The 18611-nt window shown below is 64.4% G+C and carries 22 protein-coding genes; 14 read left to right on the plus strand and 8 right to left on the minus strand.

What is annotated here, in order from left to right; genetic code table 11:
• Positions 1-4 precede the first annotated feature (4 nt).
• The 3 genes from L5876_RS03215 to L5876_RS03225 all read left to right on the plus strand — a co-directional run bounded on the left by L5876_RS03215 (position 5) and on the right by L5876_RS03225 (position 2425).
• The gene (locus tag L5876_RS03215) at positions 5-388 is read left to right on the plus strand and encodes a hypothetical protein (RefSeq protein WP_236954643.1); all 384 of its coding nucleotides are present in this window, start codon (positions 5-7) and stop codon (positions 386-388) included.
• Positions 389-741: 353 nt separating this feature from the next.
• Positions 742-1815, plus strand: a complete 1074-nt coding sequence (locus L5876_RS03220; protein WP_236954644.1) for a secretin N-terminal domain-containing protein — start codon at positions 742-744, stop codon at positions 1813-1815.
• A gap of 103 nt (positions 1816-1918) precedes the next feature.
• Positions 1919-2425, plus strand: coding sequence for a DUF1993 family protein (locus L5876_RS03225; protein ID WP_236954645.1), 507 nt, complete (start codon positions 1919-1921; stop codon positions 2423-2425).
• Positions 2426-2510: 85 nt separating this feature from the next.
• On the opposite strand, the gene L5876_RS03230 is transcribed toward L5876_RS03225, so the two are convergent.
• Entirely contained in the window at positions 2511-3437 is a 927-nt protein-coding gene (locus L5876_RS03230) for an AEC family transporter (RefSeq protein WP_236954646.1), read from the minus strand.
• Positions 3434-3883: a Holliday junction resolvase RuvX gene (ruvX, locus tag L5876_RS03235; RefSeq protein ID WP_236954647.1), complete on the minus strand. Its 450-nt coding sequence runs from the start codon at positions 3881-3883 to the stop codon at positions 3434-3436. The genes L5876_RS03230 and ruvX overlap by 4 nt, the downstream gene beginning before the upstream one ends.
• Before the next feature lie 101 nt (positions 3884-3984).
• Between ruvX and gatC the strand changes: the two genes are divergently transcribed.
• The 6 genes from gatC to L5876_RS03265 all read left to right on the plus strand — a co-directional run bounded on the left by gatC (position 3985) and on the right by L5876_RS03265 (position 8227).
• Positions 3985-4272 carry an Asp-tRNA(Asn)/Glu-tRNA(Gln) amidotransferase subunit GatC gene (gene gatC, locus L5876_RS03240; protein ID WP_236954648.1) on the plus strand — a complete coding sequence of 96 codons (288 nt, stop codon included), beginning with the start codon at positions 3985-3987 and terminating at the stop codon, positions 4270-4272.
• A complete protein-coding gene (locus L5876_RS03245) occupies positions 4272-4754 on the plus strand; it encodes a GNAT family N-acetyltransferase (protein WP_236954649.1) in 483 nt (160 codons plus the stop codon). Before gatC ends, L5876_RS03245 begins: the two co-directional genes overlap by 1 nt.
• 21 nt (positions 4755-4775) lie before the next feature.
• Complete coding sequence (gene gatA / locus L5876_RS03250; RefSeq protein WP_369281007.1) at positions 4776-6233, plus strand: Asp-tRNA(Asn)/Glu-tRNA(Gln) amidotransferase subunit GatA; 1458 nt, start codon at positions 4776-4778, stop codon at positions 6231-6233.
• Between the two features lie 6 nt (positions 6234-6239).
• Entirely contained in the window at positions 6240-6485 is a 246-nt protein-coding gene (locus L5876_RS03255; protein WP_236954651.1) for a hypothetical protein, read from the plus strand.
• Positions 6482-7975 carry an Asp-tRNA(Asn)/Glu-tRNA(Gln) amidotransferase subunit GatB gene (gatB, locus tag L5876_RS03260; RefSeq protein ID WP_236954652.1) on the plus strand — a complete coding sequence of 498 codons (1494 nt, stop codon included), beginning with the start codon at positions 6482-6484 and terminating at the stop codon, positions 7973-7975. Before L5876_RS03255 ends, gatB begins: the two co-directional genes overlap by 4 nt.
• A gap of 102 nt (positions 7976-8077) precedes the next feature.
• Complete coding sequence (locus tag L5876_RS03265; protein ID WP_236954653.1) at positions 8078-8227, plus strand: hypothetical protein; 150 nt, start codon at positions 8078-8080, stop codon at positions 8225-8227.
• On the opposite strand, the gene L5876_RS03270 is transcribed toward L5876_RS03265, so the two are convergent.
• Positions 8224-9165, minus strand: coding sequence for an isopenicillin N synthase family oxygenase (locus L5876_RS03270; RefSeq protein ID WP_236954654.1), 942 nt, complete (start codon positions 9163-9165; stop codon positions 8224-8226). The two genes, L5876_RS03265 and L5876_RS03270, sit on opposite strands and share 4 nt — an antisense overlap.
• A 126-nt stretch (positions 9166-9291) precedes the next feature.
• Positions 9292-9561 (minus strand): hypothetical protein, encoded by a 270-nt coding sequence (locus L5876_RS03275; protein ID WP_236954655.1) that lies wholly within the window; start codon positions 9559-9561, stop codon positions 9292-9294.
• A gap of 186 nt (positions 9562-9747) precedes the next feature.
• On the opposite strand from L5876_RS03275, the gene L5876_RS03280 reads away from it, so the two are divergent.
• A complete protein-coding gene (locus L5876_RS03280) occupies positions 9748-10509 on the plus strand; it encodes a glutathione S-transferase family protein (protein ID WP_236954656.1) in 762 nt (253 codons plus the stop codon).
• A gap of 297 nt (positions 10510-10806) precedes the next feature.
• A complete protein-coding gene (locus L5876_RS03285) occupies positions 10807-11079 on the plus strand; it encodes a hypothetical protein (RefSeq protein ID WP_236954657.1) in 273 nt (90 codons plus the stop codon).
• 15 nt (positions 11080-11094) lie between these two features.
• On the opposite strand, the gene L5876_RS03290 is transcribed toward L5876_RS03285, so the two are convergent.
• Positions 11095-11814, minus strand: a complete 720-nt coding sequence (locus tag L5876_RS03290; protein ID WP_236954658.1) for a polysaccharide biosynthesis/export family protein — start codon at positions 11812-11814, stop codon at positions 11095-11097.
• A 90-nt stretch (positions 11815-11904) separates the two neighbouring features.
• Between L5876_RS03290 and L5876_RS03295 the strand changes: the two genes are divergently transcribed.
• Genes L5876_RS03295 through L5876_RS03305 form a run of 3 tightly spaced genes read left to right on the plus strand, consistent with a single transcriptional unit; the run spans position 11905 to position 15361 of the window.
• The gene (locus tag L5876_RS03295; protein WP_236954659.1) at positions 11905-13425 is read left to right on the plus strand and encodes a Wzz/FepE/Etk N-terminal domain-containing protein; all 1521 of its coding nucleotides are present in this window, start codon (positions 11905-11907) and stop codon (positions 13423-13425) included.
• Between the two features lie 44 nt (positions 13426-13469).
• The gene (locus L5876_RS03300) at positions 13470-14111 is read left to right on the plus strand and encodes a hypothetical protein (protein WP_236954660.1); all 642 of its coding nucleotides are present in this window, start codon (positions 13470-13472) and stop codon (positions 14109-14111) included.
• Positions 14108-15361 carry an O-antigen ligase gene (locus L5876_RS03305; RefSeq protein ID WP_236954661.1) on the plus strand — a complete coding sequence of 418 codons (1254 nt, stop codon included), beginning with the start codon at positions 14108-14110 and terminating at the stop codon, positions 15359-15361. Before L5876_RS03300 ends, L5876_RS03305 begins: the two co-directional genes overlap by 4 nt.
• On the opposite strand, the gene L5876_RS03310 is transcribed toward L5876_RS03305, so the two are convergent.
• Genes L5876_RS03310 through L5876_RS03320 form a run of 3 tightly spaced genes read right to left on the minus strand, consistent with a single transcriptional unit; the run spans position 15358 to position 18490 of the window.
• Positions 15358-16122 (minus strand): polysaccharide deacetylase family protein, encoded by a 765-nt coding sequence (locus L5876_RS03310; RefSeq protein WP_236954662.1) that lies wholly within the window; start codon positions 16120-16122, stop codon positions 15358-15360. The two genes, L5876_RS03305 and L5876_RS03310, sit on opposite strands and share 4 nt — an antisense overlap.
• Positions 16119-17036 (minus strand): glycosyltransferase family A protein, encoded by a 918-nt coding sequence (locus L5876_RS03315; RefSeq protein WP_236954663.1) that lies wholly within the window; start codon positions 17034-17036, stop codon positions 16119-16121. The genes L5876_RS03310 and L5876_RS03315 overlap by 4 nt, the downstream gene beginning before the upstream one ends.
• Complete coding sequence (locus L5876_RS03320; protein WP_236954664.1) at positions 17033-18490, minus strand: lipopolysaccharide biosynthesis protein; 1458 nt, start codon at positions 18488-18490, stop codon at positions 17033-17035. Before L5876_RS03320 ends, L5876_RS03315 begins: the two co-directional genes overlap by 4 nt.
• Between the last annotated feature and the right edge of the window lie 121 nt (positions 18491-18611).

Raw genomic sequence — 18611 nt, forward strand, 5'->3', positions numbered from 1 at the left:
CAAAGTGAAAAAAATGAAGATCGAACAACCTATAGCAAATTCTATCGTATTTTTGTATAATCCAGATAACGAACGATTACAGATTCCGGAATGGAAAGGTGACGGGCCATATGAAGCCAACTCAACGTGCGTCTCCGTCGGAACTCTTTCTGAAATTGACGGCTCTACGATGGTTGAACTGTTGTATCCGTGCTCGAACGATCCGTCGCCGGGAATGATCTTAATATTTGAAGGTGCGATCGAGACGCCGGATTGCCAAGTTTCTGTGAATACGAGCGAAAAGCTTGATGAGATGCTGGTGCAAGTCGCAACTGAACTTTCTGACGTGAGGGTGTGGGTTGATCGGCCTAAAGAGCCAAGGAGGGTTATTTTCGGTCTGAGCGACTGAGTGTTCGCTATCGCAGAGATGCTGGCGTTCGAATTTGCAGTAACACAGGAATTGACATTTTCAGAGGAAACTCGATGTTAGCCGCAAGCTGGCCAATTTGGCCGAGCGAGCGCGATCCCGTTTCGGTATTTCAAGGCATAGCTCGAGGTCATTCGTCTCGCGGTGATAACGTATTTCCGGTTTCCACCGTTCCGTGAAACGTTGGCGACTAGCTCCACGAGCGCGGGTTCCAAGTGAGTTACGACGCTCAAGTACTGATTAGAGTTCTTCTAAGCGGCTTCGCCTACACTCTGCAATTGAATCCGCCTCGCCCCCACGGTTAAGCTGCTCGCTAGGCGGATGGGTCGGATTTCATGACGTTTGCAGACTACCGGAAGAGGCGCCGGGCGTGGGCCGTGGGGATCGCCGCGGTCGGGACTCTGACGGCCTGTTCCACCGCGCCTGACACGCACGTCCGCCTGATGCGCTCGACCTCGTCGGGCATCGGCGCGGAGATCATCGAACCTCAAACCGCTTACGCCTATGACGACCCTTCGTCCCGTGCCGATGCGCGTAGCGACGGCGAGCCGGCACAACTGACCCCGCGCGGGGACCGCTTCATTGGAAGACTTGGTGAGGGGCATCCTGCAGGTCCACATTCCCACATCGCGGTCGAAGGCCGGGACGGGGTCACGCTCAGCTTCGTCGATGCCTCGATCGAGGAGGTGGCCTCCGCTGTTTTGGGCGACCTGCTTCAAGCCGATTTCACCATCGATCCATCGGTTTCGGGCCGGATCACTCTGCGCTCGGCCCGGCCGGTACCGCTGGCCGATCTGCCCGCCGCTTTCGACCGCTCGCTCAGCCTCGCCGGGGCGCGTCTAATCGACGGGGCGGACGGCGTCTACCGCATTCTGCCGGAGGCCCGGACGAGCGAATTCGCCCGTGCGCCGACCCGCTCGAATGCGCCCCGCTCGCCGGGCTATGGCCATGTCATCCTGCCCTTGCGGCATGTGCCGGCGTCCGAAATGGCCCGCCTTCTGCGTCCCTTCGCGCCGGCCAATGGTGTGACGCTGATCGATCCAGCGCGTCAGATGTTGATCTTGTCTGGTGATCCCGATGAGATCGACGTGATGCTGGCGACCGCGTCTCTGTTCGATATCGACTGGCTGTCGGAAATGTCCTTCGCGGTGTTCGAACTGCGCCATGCGGCGCCCGACGCGCTGATCGGCGAGCTCAATTCCGTCATCGGCGGACTGGATGGCCCGGTCGGCAGTCAGCTGCAATTCGTACCGCTGCCTCGCCTCAATTCGATCGTTGCCATTGCTCGCAACCCGGCCCGGCTCGATCAGGCAGAGGAGTGGATCGACCGCTTGGATGTTCGCGTCGATCACGGGCGCCGGGCGCGGGTGGTGCGTCTTGTCAATGCCGACGCGGAGCGCCTGGCCTGATCCGGCCTGACGGAGTGAATAGCGGTCATTCAGAGCGTCCCTCTCGCGCCGACACGCCGAACGCCCTAGCTCTGGTACATAACCAGAACCGGGGAGTTCCAGAATGTCCCATTCCACATCCAGCGTCGCGCTCGCGCAGATCGGGCAATATTACCGCGCCATGGGCGGCGTGCTCGCCAAGGGCGCGCAGCATGCCAAGGACCGCGGCGTCGACGAGCAGACGTATCTGAACTGGCGGCTCGCGCCCGACATGTTCACGCTGACCCGTCAGGTGCAGCTGGCATCCGATTTCGGCGTGCGCGGCATGTCGCGCCTGGCCGGTGTCGACTCGGTCAGCCTGCCCGATACCGAAACCACCTTCATGGAGTTGCAGGCGCGGCTGGCGAAGGCGTGGGAGGTCGTGTCCGGCCTTGATGCCGAGGCCATGGCCGCCGATCCGGACGGCGAGGTCACCTTCCCGGCGGGGCGCGACCAGACGATGACGCTGCCGCGCGGCGTCTATGCCTGCAACATGATCGTCCCGAATGTCGGATTCCACGCGGCAATGACCTACGCCATCCTGCGCCATCTGGGCGTGCCGCTGGGCAAGCGCGACTTCATGGGCGGGTAGTTTTTTTTGGTGGTCGCGATTTCGAACCGAAAAACCGGACGCCACTTTTGCTGAAATCGCTCCGGACGAAACCGGAGCCGCTGAATTACCCGACCATCTGCGCAATCCACACCGCCGCAGGAAGCGTGAAGAAGCTCAATAGCGTCGTGGCGGTGACGTCGCCGGCGGTGAGCTGGCGGTTGCCACCGAGCTGCTGGGCGAGGACATAGGCCGAGGCTGCGCCGGGCGATGCGCCGACCATCACGACGATGGCGAGCGCGTCGCCCCGGACGCCGAATGTCCAGGCGATGAGGCCGAACACGACCGGGGCGAGGATCAGCTTCAGCGCCACAGTGAGGGCGAGCAGCCAGCGATTGGCCCTGAGCGCGGTGAAATCGAGCCCGGCCCCGACCGCGAGCAGGATCAGCGGCAGGGCGGCCCGGCCCATCAGCTCGACGACTTCGGAAACGGTGCCGGTCTGGAACCAGCCGAGGAGGTTGGCGACACCGCCGGCGAGACAGCCGAGGATGAGCGGATTGGTCACGATCCGCCACATTACGGTCGGTACGTCCGGCTTGCGGCCGTTGGCGCCCCAGACGGTCAGGACGGTCACGACCTGGATGTTCACGATGGGGATGGTGACCACCATGATCAGCGAGATCAGCACCTCGCCCTCGACGCCGTAGGCCAAAGCCGCCAGCGCGAGGATGACGAGGCCGTTCCAGCGGCAGGCGCCCTGGAACACGCTGGTGAAGGACGGGCCGTCGGCGCGGATCAGCGGTTTCAGCGCCAGCACGATCACGCCCATCACCACGAAGCCGAGCGCGGCGGCGGCCACGGCAGGACCGACGCTGATTTCAGAGAAGTCCGCCTTGGAAATCACCGAGAAGAGCAGGGCGGGCGACAGGCCGACATAGGTCAGGCGGGAAATGCCGGGCCAGGCGCTTTCCTGAACCAGGTTGGTGCGCCGCAGGACCCAGCCGAGGCCGATGACCGCGAAGATCGGGAGGAGCGCGCCGAGAATAAGGGTCATGACTTCGCCGCCCGGTTCCTGAGCGCGCTTTCGAGGATGACGGCGGCGGCATGCGCGTCGATCACCTGTTCGCGCTGTTCGCGGCGCATGCCGGCGGCGATCAGGCGGTCTTCCGCCTCCTCGGTCGACAGGCGCTCGTCCTCATAGGCGATGGGAATGTCCCGGATGCGCAGAAGGTTGGTGCCGAGCGAGCGCGCCGACTGCGCGCGGGGACCGAGCGAGCCGTCCATGTTGACCGGCAGGCCGATCACCAGGCCCACGCAGCCGAATTCGTCATAGAGGGTAAAGACGCGCTGGGCGTCGGCGGTGAATTTCGTCCGCGCGATGGTCTCGACCGGGGTGACCACGCCGCTGCTTGTCGAGACGGCGATACCGATCGTCTTCGATCCGGGATCGAGGGCGAGCAGCGGGCCATCGGGCAGGGCGGTGAGGTCGGCAAACGGCATCTTTCCCGCCTGCGCCCATGCGGCTTTGCCGTCAAGTCATCTTGCGCCGCACAATCGCGGTTGATACTCACCCCGGATCACGAATTTCCGGGATACGCCTCATGTCCGTCACGACCGAAGACGTCCGCCGCATCGCGCGCCTCGCCCGCATCGCCGAGCCGACCGAAAGGCTGGAAGCCCTGACGCAGGAGCTGAACGGCATCCTGACCTGGATCGAGCAGCTGGACGAGGTCGACACTGACGGCGTTGAGCCGATGACCACGCCGGTGAAATTCCCTTTGCCGCAGCGCGAGGACAAGATCACCGACGGCGGGATCCGCGACGACGTGCTGGCCAATGCGCCGAAGTCCGAAGAGGGCTTCTTCGTCGTTCCGAAATCGGTCGAGTGATGACGGAACCGGTCTCCATAAAGGCCGAGGATCCGCGCACGGCGGACGGGGCGCGCCTGATCGGCGCGCTCGATGCGCACCTGTCCGCGCTCTATGACCCGCAGTTCAACTATTTCCTCGATCTCGACCAGCTGGCGCAGCCGAACATCACATTCCTGGTCGCGCGCAATACGGCGGACGAGGCGCTGGGCTGCGTCGCGCTGCGCGAATACGCCGACTTCGCCGAGATCAAGCGCATGTATGTTGACGAGGCGGCGCGCGGGCTCGGGATCGCCAAGGCGCTTCTGAAGGCCGCGCATGATCTGGCGCTGTCGAAGGGCTTCGAGACCGTCCGGCTTGAAACCGGCGACCGCCAGACCGCGGCGATCGGCCTCTACGAACAGGCGGGATACCGCCCCTGCGGCTGTTATGGCGACTATGCGCCCGACAGCCCGCACAATCATTTCTTCGAAATCCGGCTTTCGCCGGCCGCGACGGTGTAACCGATGTCCGACCTGCTTTCCCTGTCCCTTGCCGATGTCACCGCGAAGCTGAAGGCGCGCGAGGTTTCCGCGACCGAACTGGCCGAGACGGCACTTCAGGCCGCCGAGGCGTCGCAGCCGGCGCTGAATGCCTTCTGCGCCTTCGACCGCGACCTGACGATGACCATGGCCAAGGCGAGCGATGCGAAGCTGGCGAAGGGTGAGGGCGGCCTTCTGGAAGGCGCGCCGCTGGCGATCAAGGACCTGTTCGCGGTGAAAGGCGTGGAGACCACGGCCTCGTCGAACATCCTGAAAGGCTTCAAGCCGCGCTACGAATCGACCGTCACCGAGAAGATGTGGGCCGAGGGCGGCGTCTTCCTCGCGAAGACGGCGATGGACGAATTCGCCATGGGCTCGTCGAACAAGACGGCCTGTACCGGCCATGTGGTCAGCCCGTGGCGGGCCGAAGGCTCGAACAAGGGCTTGACGCCGGGCGGGTCTTCGGGCGGGTCCGCGGCGGCGGTCTCGGCCGATCTCTGCTTCGGCGCGACCGGCACCGACACCGGTGGCTCGATCCGCCAGCCGGCGGCCTTTACCGGCACGGTCGGCGCGAAAGGCACCTATGGCCGCTGCTCGCGCTGGGGCGCGGTGGCGTTCGCCTCCTCGCTCGATCACCCCGGTCCGATCGCCAAGACGGTGAAGGACAGCGCCATCCTGATGCAGGCGATGGCGGGCCACGACCCCAAGGAATCCACCTCGCTTCCGCTCGACGTACCGGACTTCGTCGCCGCCTGCGGACGCAGCGTGAAGGGGCTGAAGATCGGCGTCGCGAAGGAATACCGCGTCGACGGCATGCCGGAAGAGATCGACGCGCTGTGGCAGCAGGGGATTGACTGGCTGAAGGCGGCGGGCTGCGAAATCGTCGACGTGACGCTGCCGCACACAAAATATGCCCTGCCGACCTATTACATCATCAACCCGGCCGAGGCCTCGTCGAACCTGGCGCGCTATGACGGCATGCGCTTCGGCCAGCGCGTCGAGGGCGCGGACCTGACCGACACCTATGAGAAGACGCGCGGTCAGGGCTTCGGCGCGGAAGTGCAGCGCCGCATCCTGATGGGCACCTATGTGCTCTCTGCGGGGTATTACGACGCCTATTACCTGAAGGCGCTGAAAGTGCGCCGCCGCATTCTGGAAGACTTCGAGAACGCGTTTGAAAAGGTCGACGCGATCCTGACGCCGTCGACGCCGAGCGCGGCGTTCGCGCTCGATGCGCAATTCACCGATCCGATCCAGATGTATCTCAACGACGTCTTCACCGTGACCGCGAACATCGCCGGCATTCCGGCGATGTCGGTGCCGGCCGGGCTCGATGCGTCGGGCCTGCCGCTGGGCCTGCAGGTGATCACCAAGGCGCTCGACGAGGAGACCATGTTCGCGGTCGGCGCGGCGCTGGAAGACTCCGCCGGCTTCACCGCCAAGCCGAACAAGTGGTGGTAGGCCAAGATGCGTGAGCCCGCGGTTCTCAGCTTCACCAAGCCGGCCATCCTCCTCGGCGCGCTGTCGGCGCTGTTCGGGGCGGGTCTGTTCGCCGGCGTGATGGCAATCGAGAACGCGGCGGCCTGGGGCATCGTCGCCCTCTGCCTCGGCTTCGGCCTCGTCATCTTCGGCGTGATGACGCAAGCGCTCTGGCGCGTGGTGACGGCCGCCGGAGAACACAACAACGACATTCCTTCCGAGGACGCGAAATGACCGACCACAGCTATCGCCTTCCCGGCGCGACCGGGGATTGGGAACTCGTCCTGGGCCTCGAAGTCCATGCGCAGGTGATGTCGGAATCGAAGCTGTTCTCCGGCGCGGCGACGGCCTATGGCGCGCCGCCGAACACGCAGGTCTCGCTGGTCGATGCGGCGATGCCGGGCATGCTGCCGGTGATCAATGCGCATTGCGTGGAACAGGCGATCCGCACGGGCCTCGGCCTCAATGCGAAGATCAACACCTATTCGCGCTTCGACCGGAAGAACTACTTCTATCCGGACCTGCCGCAGGGCTATCAGATCAGCCAGTTCCAGTACCCGATCGTTGGCGAAGGCGAGATCGAGTGCGAACGCGATGACGGCTCGATCTTCACCGTGCGGATCGAGCGGCTGCACCTGGAACAGGATGCCGGCAAGTCGATCCACGATCTCGATCCGAACGCGACCTATGTCGACCTCAACCGGTCGGGCGTGGCGCTGATGGAGATCGTGTCGAAGCCGGACATCCGTTCGCCCGCCGATGCGGCGGCCTATGTGAAGACGCTGCGCTCGATCGTGCGCTATCTCGGCACGTGCGGCGGCGACATGGAAAAGGGCCAGCTGCGCGCCGACGTGAACGTCTCGGTGTGCAAGCCGGGCGCTTACGAGAAATTCCGCGAAACCGGCGATTTCAAGCATCTCGGCACGCGCTGCGAGATCAAGAATGTCAACTCGATGCGCTTCATCGTGCAGGCCATCGAATACGAGGCGCGCCGCCAGATCGACATCATCGAGGACGGCGGCACGATCAATCAGGAGACCCGCCTGTTCGACGCCGGCAAGGGCGTTACCCGCTCGATGCGGTCGAAGGAGGAGGCGCACGACTACCGCTACTTCCCCGATCCCGACCTGTTGCCGCTGGAAGTGCCGCAGTCGCGGATTGACGAGATCCGCGCGGATCTGCCTGAACTGCCGGCGGAGAAGCGCAAGCGCTTCGTCGAAGTGCTGGGCCTGACGGAATACGACGCCAGCGTGCTGGCCTCCGACAAGGATCGTGCGGACTATTTCGAGACCGCCGCGAAGGGCCGCGACGCCAAGCTGACTTCCAACTGGGTCAATAACGAGCTGTTCGGCCGCCTGAACAAGGAAGGGCTCGACATCACGGAGAGCCCGGTCAGCGCGGAGCAACTGGGCGAGCTCGTCGCCCTGATCGAAAGCGACGTTATCTCCGGCAAGATCGCCAAGGACGTGTTTGAAATCCTGTGGGACAAGGGCGGCTCGCCGGCGAAAATCGTCGAGGACCGGGGCTTGAAGCAGGTCACCGATACCGGCGCAATCGAGGCGGTCATCGACCAGCTGATCGCGGAGAATCCGGACCAGGCCGAGCAGGTGAAGGAAAAGCCCAAGGCGATGGGCTGGTTCGTCGGTCAGGTGATGAAAGCCATGCAGGGCAAGGCAAATCCGCAGGCGGTGAACGAGATCCTGAAAAAGAAGCTCGGCGTCTGACCGGAACCCTGACCCCGCCTCCCTCGTTGATGCAGTGCGGCACGGCATGGGTTTGACCCGCTGCCGGGCCGCGCTAGCTGAAGTCAGCGAAAGGAGCGCACAATGGATCAGCATGTCGAAAAGACCGAGGCCCGTCAGGGCGAGCGCCGCCGCTGGCAGGAGCATGTTCTCTATCTGTCGACCTTTGGTGCCGCCGTCGTGCTCGGCGGTGCAGCCCTGATCTTCATCTTCGCATCGGGCGGCAACGGCTAGGCGAGGCGAATTTCCCGCAGTCTTTCCATGAGATAATCCTGCGCCGTCAGCGGCTCAGGATAGCGGTCCGGATTGTCTGGCGTGACGCAGTTCTCGAGCGTCTTGATCAGATAGTCCGGGCGGAAATGCAGGAAGAAGGGCATCGAGTAGCGCGCATAGCGCTGCCGTTCTTGTGCCGGGTTGATCACGCGATGGCTCGTCGAGGGCAGGACGTGATTGGTCAGCCGCTGCAGCATGTCCCCGATATTGACCACCAGACAGCCCTGCGGCGGATTGATATCCAGCCATTGGCCCGTCTTGTCCTTGACCTGCAGGCCGGCTTCCTCGGCCCCCAGGAGCAAGGTGATCGTATTGATGTCTTCATGTGCCGCGGCCCGGATCGAGCCTTCCGGGGCCGGCGTCGTCTGCGGCGGATAATGAAGCAGGCGCAGGATGGAGTTCCCGTCGCGCACCGGGTCCACGAAGAAGTCGTCATCCAGACCCAGATCGCGTGCGATGGCCGCCAGCAAACGCAGGCCGAGCGCGTCGAGTGACTGAAAGAGCCGGTAGACGGCATCCCAGTCGTCGATCTCCGCCGGGTTCAGATTTTCCGGCATGAATTCGCGATAGGGGTGGCCGTCCGGCAATTCCCGGCCGACATGCCAGAATTCCTTCAGATCGATCGCCTCGGCACCCTTGGCGGCTTCGCGGCCGAACGGGGTATAGCCGCGCTGGCCAGCCCCGCCGGGGATGAAATAGTGCTGCTTGACGCTGTCGGGCAAGGCGAAGAATGCCTTCGCACGGGCTAGAGCCGTATCGATGACCGACTGATCGAGCCCATGATCACTGACCACGGCGAAGCCGTAGCGCCGGAAACTGCCACCCAGGGCAGACGCAAAGGCGTCCGGGTCGGTGGCGGCAAGCGTCATCGAGACGGGTTCGAATGCGTTGGTCGGCATGGTTGCGGCCCTGTTCCGGTCGGGCGGGTGTCATACTCCCTGGAGTATTGTGCGCCAATGCCGGGCACAGAAAAACGCCGGCGCGGATTGCCGCACCGGCGTTCTGAATGCATCGAAGCGCAGTGATTACTGCGGGTCGCCTTCGGCGGCTTCTTCGGCCTCATCGGCGGCGTCTTCCATGGCTTCGCCCGCGTCATCCGCGGCTTCTTCCATGGCGTCACCGGCGTCTTCGGCCATTTCCTCGACTTCGTCGGCAGCGTTTTCCATCGCGTCGCCGGCGTCTTCCATCACTTCTTCCGCTTCGGTTTCCGCTTCCTGCTGTTCGGCAGGCGTGCAGGCGGACAGGGCGAGGGCCAGAGCGGTGGCCGAGGTCGCGCCGAGAAGAATTCTGAGCATTGCGTGGTCTCCCTCCTGAGAAAAACAGCGCGCCGATCAAGACGATCAGCGCCCGCTGATTCCTGTGCAGTAGCAGCATTTTCTCCATTTACTGCGCGAATCGCAAGGGACATGACAATTCTGCAAGGTTCAAATGCGAGAAAATTGCGCGCGACATCGCTTGATTGCGCCCTTGCCGGAACCGATATGCCGCTGAAGCAACGCAACGAGGGCATCCCGATGGCGGACCAAAAGCCGATCGAACTCTATTACTGGCCGACGCCGAATGGCTGGAAGGTGTCGATCGCGCTGGAGGAGATGGCGCTGCCCTATCTCCTCAAGCCGGTGAATATCGGCACAGGCGAACAGTTCGATCCGGCTTTCCTGAAGATCAGCCCCAATGGGCGCATGCCGGCGATCATCGATCCCGAAGGTCCCGACGGTGCGCCGATCTCCGTTTTCGAATCCGGCGCCATCCTTCAGTACCTCGCGCGAAAGTCGGGCATGTTCTACGGCGCGAATGCGCGCCAGCAGTCCGAAATCGAGCAATGGCTGTTCTGGCAGATGGGCGGGCTGGGGCCGATGGCCGGTCAGGCGCACCACTTCCGCAGCTATGCGCAGAAGATCGAACCCGACCCGGTGAAACTCGAATACGGCAAGACGCGGTACACCAATGAGGTGAACCGGCTCTATGGCGTTCTGGAGCGCGGCCTGTCCGACGGGCGCGAATTCATCGCGGGCGATTTTTCGATCGCCGACATGGCGATATGGCCGTGGATCCTGCCGGAAGGCCAGGGGCAGAACCTCGACGATTTCCCGAAGCTGAAGGCCTGGGTCGATCGCGTCTTCGAACGCCCCGGGGTGCAGGCGGGCCGGAAGCTCGGCAAGGAGTTGCGGTCCAATCTCGGCGCAGACGACAAGCAGGCCGAGGAGGCCCGGAAAATCCTGTTCGGTCAGCGCGCGACCTGACGCCTGATCCAGTCGGATCGATCAGCAAAGCCCGCCTTCCTGGCCCGGAAGGCGGGTTTTTTTCATGTCCGATTCACCGGGCTTAACGGAACGAAACAGAGTCTAACGGAATTCAATAAAGCCTAATCGAATTAAACCATTAAGGCGCGATAACCCTGATTTTTCTTTACCTTATGGCAAGCATCCGGGGTGAATCTCCACCCGTCCGCCGGAAGCGGGCATTGGGTGGAAATCCCGACCGAGAGACCATCAGCCAAAAAGGCGAGGCCCGGTCGGATACATGGATGGGGTGCCAAAATGGCCTTCACTGATGTGGAAACGGCGCAGGCTCACAGCGCCATCGAGACCAACGCCAATGGCGAGGATCTCTGCAAGCTCGGCCTTCTGTATTCGACGGGCCAGGGCGGCACGATCGATTACATCGAAGCGCACAAATGGTTCAACCTGGCGGCCTTGATGGGGTCGGAGCCGGCGAAGCACTATCGCCGCGAGATTTCCGAGGAAATGTCCTCGTTCGAAATCGCCGACGCTCAGCGCGCGGCCCGGGAATGGCTCGCCACGCGCCACTAAGCCGTTCGAACGCGGTCAGTTGTTGTTGATCGCGTTCGCAATGGCGTAGGAGAAGGCTTGGTCGAGGGGCAGTATGCCGTAGACATACTGTTCGACCCACAGCGTGACTTCCGAGATCGTCGTTCGCGGCACGAAGATGATGTCGTGCCGCCGGAGCGGGATCGGATCGCCGCTGCCATCCCCGCGCAATACGTCGCGCAAATTGACCACGCGCATCATGACGCCGCCATTGCGGGCCCGGCGCAGGATCACGACTTCGCCGCGCGCGGCGTCGTCCTGGAATCCGCCAGCCAGCATTACAGCCTCGAGCGCGCCGATACGTGTCGGCATTTCGTAAAGGCCGGGGCTATTGACCTGCCCGCCGATGATGATGTTCTGCGGGCCGTAGCTGTCGACATTCACTTCAACGATCGGATCGCGAAGCATCGCGATATAGGCGTCGGCGACCGCGTTGGCCGCTTCGGCATCGGTGCGGCCTGCGACCATGACAGGCCCGGCGAGGGGCAGATTCACCCGGCCGTCCGGCCCGATCGTCGCGGTACGGTTCAGTTCCGTTGCGGTGTGGACCGTGACCTCGATGGAATCGCCCGGTGCCAACAGAAAGCCCGGGTCATCATCGCGCCAGTCCTGATAGGACACGGCGTTCCAGCTCGAAACCTGCTGGTATCGGTCCGGCTGCGACGTGCCGCACGCGGCCAGAAAAACACAGCCGAGGACGATGCCTGAGCGCTTCATCACGCAAACTCCCGGAATTCCTTGTTCGAAGGTGACGTTCGGCTGGTTTGGATAAGGAAAAATTAAGCCGCCGGACGGCCTTATCGCCTCATGTCGCACGCCGACTCTCCCGCCGGGAGGACGGCCGCGCCGCAAGCCTCCCATCGGGGCGACGGGCGGGGTGAGCTGGACCTCTACGATCTGATCGAACTCGCCTGGGCTCAGCGCGTGCTGATCATCCTTGTCTTCGCGGTCCTTTTCGCGATCGGGGCGGGGGCGGCGATGGTTCTGATCAAGCCGAGCTACGAGGCCCAGGCGCGCCTGCTGCTGATTCTCGACGACGCCGACCCGACGCCGGGAACAGCGGGGGCGGGCGGGGCATTCGTGCTCGACCAGGTGCTGCAATCGGAAACGGAGATTCTCAACTCGGACGCGGTACGCAGGCTCGCGATCGCCGAGGTCGGTATCGGTTCGCTTTTGCCCGATGGCGGCACCGAAGCGGATGCGCTGAAAATGCTGCGCGACGGTTTCTCGGTCTCGCGGGCGCCAAACGCAGCCGTTCTGGTGCCGACGTTCGAGCATCAGGACGCTGAAATTGCGGCCTTGGCGGTCAATGCAATGGTGAACGCGTATCTGGAATACCGTCGGCAAGTGCTGGTCGGAGATGGAACGGAGACTGCGGCTCGTCAGGTGGCTGCTGTCGCCGCTCTCGCGGAAGCCCAGACTGCGCTCGATACCTTCCTCAACGCCAACGGCCTTACGAATTACACGGCCGACGTCGATGCGGCCGTGACACGCGTGCAAACCCTGCGTACGGCTCTCGATACGGCGGAAGCGGAACGCGCGGCGGCTCTGGCGGGTATCGCAGCATTGAACGAACGCCTCGCGGGCATTCCGGAGTCGATCGAGGAATATGTCGAAAACGATGCCGGCAATCAGTTGCTTCAATTGCGGATCGAACGCGAAGCCCTGCTGGCGCGCTACCAGCCGGAAGCGCCGCCCGTGCAGGCCATCGACCGGCAGATCGCCGCAGTGGAGAGCTTTATCGCAACCGGCGGTGCCGAAGGGCTCGGTCAGCGGCGGGTTGGTGCGAATCCCGTTCGTCAAGATCTCGAGACCCAGCTTCTTACCCTGCAATCGACCGCCGCCGCCGAACAGCGCCGGATCACGACACTGAACGGTCAGATCAGCGCCGCGCAGGCGGAAGTCAGCCGGATGCGTGCCCTGAATCCGGAGTTCCGCGAGCTCGATCAAGAGGTGTCCGCCAACGAGGAAGCGTTGTCCCTGATTGCGACCCAACAAGTTGAAGGGCAAACCCGCCGCGCCGCCGCGCTGGGGGCAGCCGACACGGTGCGCGTGCTGGAATATGGCGCTGTGCCGACGGAAGGATCTTCGCTGAAGAAAGTCGCCGTGATCGCAGCCTTCATGTTCGCCGCGGGCGTTGCGGTTCTGGCGGGCCTTCTCTGGGGGTTCTGGTCGAGGCATCTGCGTTCACCGTCGCCGCGCGGCGGCCGTCGCATGAGTGTCGTCGGATCGTCCGCGCTGGCTCCCCATCCGGTTCGCACGAATGAATCGAGTGGCATCCCCGTTCTGGCCCGGGTCTCGGACCGGGGCTCGTTCGCACAGCGTTAACCGGTTCGGCGCAGCCTTGAAGTTGGAAAAGGAGCGAGTCGGTCGTGCCTTACATTGATCTCACCGCGGAACTGATCGAGCTGGTTGAGCGGCTGGAACCGATCGCGCGCCCGGGCGGGCGCGGCCGTGCCATGATGATCATGGGGACCGGACGGCAAACCGGCGCGTCGACCGTTGCAAGAGAGTTCGCCCGGATTGCTGCGGCGCGTTCGAAACGTGGCGTCTGGCTGTTCGATCTCGACCTCGCCAACAATCCGCAACGCCGTCTGTTGGTCCCGCAACAGGGCACGGCCTTCGATGCCGGGTTCGGGCGCAATCCGTTCTGGCGGGTCGAGCCGGAAGTCGCACGCGCCAGGCTGGTCGCCCGGCAGGCCGAGCAGCGCCTTTACGTCACGGAATTTCAGCGGGCGCCGGGCGAGGTCCAGCGCCTCAGCCTGCGCGGCGCGCCGGACTACTGGAATGCCGTGCGCCAGTCGATCGACCTCGCTGTCGTCGATGCGCCCGGCAACAATCGCGCCGTGCTGGCTTTGGCGGCGGACATGGACGGGGTGATCCTCGTCAGTGACGAGCGCCGCCCCAATCCGGACGCGATCAATGCGCGCCGTGAAGCGATCGAATCACGCGGCGGCGTGGTCGCCGGGCTGATCCTCAATCGCGCACCTGACCGGGGTCAGTGGGCGGCATGAGTTTCGTCGCCGGCACGATCGGCCGGCTGAGGCAGGCTCCCCGGCTCGGCGTTCTCGAACCCATTGAAGCCGGCGCGACGGTTCTCGTCTTTCTCCTGATGTCGCAGGCCTTGCTGGGCCAGTTGTTCGACACGCCTCCCGGCGAAGACGGGCCGGCCTTTCTCCGCATCATGTGGCTGCCGGTCTATGCGCTCGGCCTGGTCTGGCTGATTTCGCGACCGATCGCCGGACTGAAGGCGGTATCTCGCGCGCCGCTGATGCTCGTGCTCGCATTGCTCTGCATGGCATCGATGGTCTGGTCGCTCGACCCGGGTCTTTCGGCGCGGCGCGGGTTCGCCGTCGTGATGTCGGTCCTGTTCGGATTTGCGATTGCCGCGCGATGGGACTGGAAGCAGCTGATCACGCTGCTGGCGATCACCTATCTCATCCTCGCCGTCGGAAGCCTGCTTGCGGTTGTTGCCGTGCCATCATTCGGTATCCAGCAAGAGGTCCACGAAGGCGCCTGGCGCGGCCTGTGGGGCGAGAAGAACACGCTCGGGGCGATCATGTCCTATGGCGCTTCGGCCAGCCTCGGTGCGGCGGCCGTCATGCCGCGGCGAAAACTGTTCTGGTGGTGCGTCGCCGGGCTTCAGGCCGGACTGGTCCTGATGTCGACGTCAAAGACGGGATTGCTCGCCCTGCTGCTGGTGATCGGCGGCGCGATCGGTATCGCGCTGGTTCGCCGGGGCTTCGGTTTTGCTGCGTTGATGATTTTCGCGCTCCTGCTCGGGGGCAGTCTCGGCGCGCTGATCCTGACCATGGCACCGGTCGAGTTTCTCGAAATGCTGGGACGGGATGCGACACTGACCGGGCGGACCGACATATGGGAAGTGCTGATCGGACAGGTCTTCGACCGGCCGTGGACCGGCTATGGCTACGGCGCATTCTGGACGGTCGAGAACGGCCCTGTCTTCTGGGTCCGTCAGGCCACCAACTGGCCGGTTCCGACGGCGCACAATGGCTGGCTGGAAGTCGCCCTGGCTATCGGATTGCCGGGCCTCGCCATTCTGGTTCTCGTTTATCTGGGAACGGTCGGGCGTGCCGCCGGGCGGCTGTTCCGGGGCCGGGAAGTCTATTTCCTGCTGACCTTTTTCGCCGTGGTCACGACGGTGTCGATCTCCGAGAGCAATCTCCTGCACCGGAACAGCCTGATGTGGGTGATCTTCGTCGCCGCCGCGTCGAAGCTCGCCGTCCGCGAGGACCGGGTCTAGGCGCCGATCGCCTTTACCGCGTCGCGCACGGTCAGCACGTCGGCGGCCGATCGCGCAACGGCTTCCAGAACCATCTCGAATTCACGCGGGGTACAGCCCCAGTCGGTGGGGCTGTCCTGGATGTCGTGCGCGTAAAGGATCAGCCAGCCGGGCTTGCGCTGAGCATCGCCAATCCAGTCGAGCACCCGGTCCAAGCCGTCCTGTCCACCGTCGATCCCGACGGCCTTCAGGAGGTTCAGATCGTCGCCGGTGCGGTTCACGCCCGGGCGCACGCCGCGCAAGGTCGAGAAGCGCGCCTGGAGTGCAGTCTTCGAGGCTGGCGACGCCTCGCCAAAAGGGAAGGCATAGTTTTCAAGCTTGAGGGCCGGTGCCGCCTGGTGCAGGGCGTCCGCATTCCGGTCGATATCCGCCAGCAGCGCCTCGACCGGCGTGCGGGCGGAATCGGTGTGGGAATGCGTGTGGCAGGCGATTTCGTGACCGGCCTCCGCGAGAGTGCGGATATCGTCGCACGTCATCATCGCGCCGTGATGGGTGTCACCCGCCGTGAAGCCGGATGCCGCGTACCAGGTCCCCAGCCAGCCGCGATTGCTCAGAGCCGCGCGGCCATGTGTGACGGCGGAGCGGGGGAAATCATCAAACGTGATCGAGATGATCGGCCGATCGAGGGCGAACGTCATCGGCCGGCGCGCGCGCAGCCGGGCGTTCATTCGGACCAGCTTGCCGGTCAGGCCACCGGACGGGATGTAGGGCTGCACACTCATTGTTCGATCACCTCCGCTGCCCAGCTGGCGCGCCAGAGTTTGAGGGCCAGAGTTCGCAGGCGCATCGGCACGGTTTCGTTGCGGGCCAGCCCTTGCCAGACCGCGCGCAGCGCCGCCTGTCCGGGCACGGCGCGCAGGGTCCTCGCGGCTTTCGCGCCGGGCAGGGCGGCGAGTTCGGGATGTTTGCGCAAGAGAAGCGCGTAGTTCGCCGCGGCGTCGCGGTAGCGCGCCAGCAATTGTTCGACCGATTGCCAGCCGCGATGGCCGGCCGGGTTGTCGACATGCTTCAGACGCCCTGCCTCAGCCGCGCGAACGGCCCAGTCGACATCCTCCCAGCCCCAGCCCTTGAACGCCTCGTCGAAGGGCACGCCGGGCATGACGTCGGCGCGAACAAGGAGATTGCTGGTGCAGAAGGCGGTCGCGCCCTTGTGACGACGATCTTCCGCACCACCGGTGTCGGACGCGGCGGCGATGGCAGCATGGAGACGCCCGTCGGGCGTGTCGGGCGGTTCGGCCTCGAATCCGCCGAAGGCGGCGTCGAAGTCGCCTGCTTCGATCTCGCCGATCCAGCGTGCGAGAAAGCCGTCCGGCAGGGTCATGTCGGCGTCGAGGAAGAGGGTCCAAATCCCGCCGGCCGACTGCGCCAGCGTGTTGCGTGCGGCGGCGCGCCCCGCATTGACGGCCTTGGTGACCAGAACCAGCGGTGTCGCCAGTTCGGACGCCAGCGCCTCCAGCGACGCAGTCAGAGCCGCATCGCCACTTCCATCATCACACAGGATGATCTCGACGGCCGCCGTCGTGACCTGCGCCTGGGCATCGAGTGCCCGGACCAACAAAGACGGATCATCACGGTAGAAGGGGATCAGGACCGACAGGAAGGGTTGCGCGTGCAAATTTTGGGCAGGGACGCTCACGACGTGGCCTCCGCAGTCTTGAGCCAGTTGCGCGCTTCACCAATCCAGCCGCGGCAGCCGCCCGCATCAAGCAGGACGGCAAGAACGCCGTAGGCCAATACACCCGCGGCCACAGACACGATCAGGTCGAGGAAGGCGTGCTCGATCGGCGGCAGGACGAGTACGACTGCGGCCATGCCTGCGGTTGCGAGCGCCGTCTTGCCCCAGTCCATCCAGGGCAGGGGGAGGGCGAAAATCCGTCCGCCAATGAGTGCGCAGGCAAGGAGGCTGGCGGCATAGGCGATGACGGTGGCGGCCGCGGCGCCTGCGATCCCGAACATCGGCAGGAAGACGAGGTTCAGGCCGAGATTGAGGAGGGCGGCCACGCCCATGATCCCGGCCATGGCGCGGGTCCGTCGGCCGAGAATGAAGGATTCATGGAAGTAGTAGGTCATCACGCCCTTCATCAGTCCGGCTAGGGCGATCCAGGGCAGGATGAGTGTTGCGCCTTCGCGGAAATCCTCGCCCACCATCACGCCTGCAAGCGGCGCGGCGACAAGGGCAAGGCCCGCGGCGGCGGGAAGGCCGATCAGCGCCATGATCCGCGCGGTGCGTGCGGCAATCTCCCGGGCAGCCTCGGGCCCGCCACGTTCGAGCGCGGCGACCGTCAGCGGTGTGGCGGCGGCTCCGAGCCAGACGAAGATGATGTCGAGCGACCGGTCGGCGAGGCTGTAACCGGCCGCATAGACGCCCACTGCCGCTTCACCGAGGAAACCGGCGATCAGGAAGCGGTCGCCTGCCGACAGGAGATGCTCGAAGACGAGCGAGATCGAGATCGGCAGGCCGTAGGCGAAATAGAGCGCGAGGCGGCGCGTATTGGTCTTCCCGCCCTTTGCGCGGCGGCGCTGGCCAGGCAGGTCGAAGAGGAGGGCGACCAGCGCGCCGAGTGCCAGACCGGCAATTGGTCCGGCCGCGCCGAGCGGCGTGGCCATCAACAGGCCGATGCCGATGCCGAAACCGAGCAACAGGTTGAACGTGCCGATCGCGGAATAGGCCGCGACCTGACCTGCGGCGCGGCGCGTCTCCTGACCGATCTGCAGCAGCGACTGAACACTGAGCGCCGCAAGCGCGAAGCCGAAGGTCGTTTTCAGCTCGGCAGAGATCGGCAGCAGCCACAACAGCAGACCGCCGATCACGATAACGGCGGCGACGAGGGCGAAGAAGGTCCGGTAGGCGGTCGCGAGGTGTGCCGCCAATGCCCCGCGCGCTTCGGCCCGGGCGTGGAAGCGCGCCACGGCGGCGTCCAGCCAGGTGAAAAGCGCCATCGAGACGAGATGCATCGCCGTGATGGCGAGGGCGTACTGGCCGTACATGTCCGGCGGCATCAGGCGCGTCAGTACGGCCACGCCGCCGAAACCGACGAGTGCCTGCGCGGCCTGAACCGGCAAATATCCGAACAGATGGCGGCCAAGCATGCCGGGCGAATGTCCTCTCCGGTTTCGAAACCGGCGCGAAACCTAACCGCAAGCGCCTAAAATGCGGTGAACGTGCCTGTGGCAACGAAAACTCAAGGGGTTTCTGCGAAGACGAAGGCGA

Source organism: Hyphobacterium sp. SN044 (assembly GCF_021864465.1).
Taxonomy (GTDB): Bacteria; Pseudomonadota; Alphaproteobacteria; order Caulobacterales; family Maricaulaceae; genus Hyphobacterium.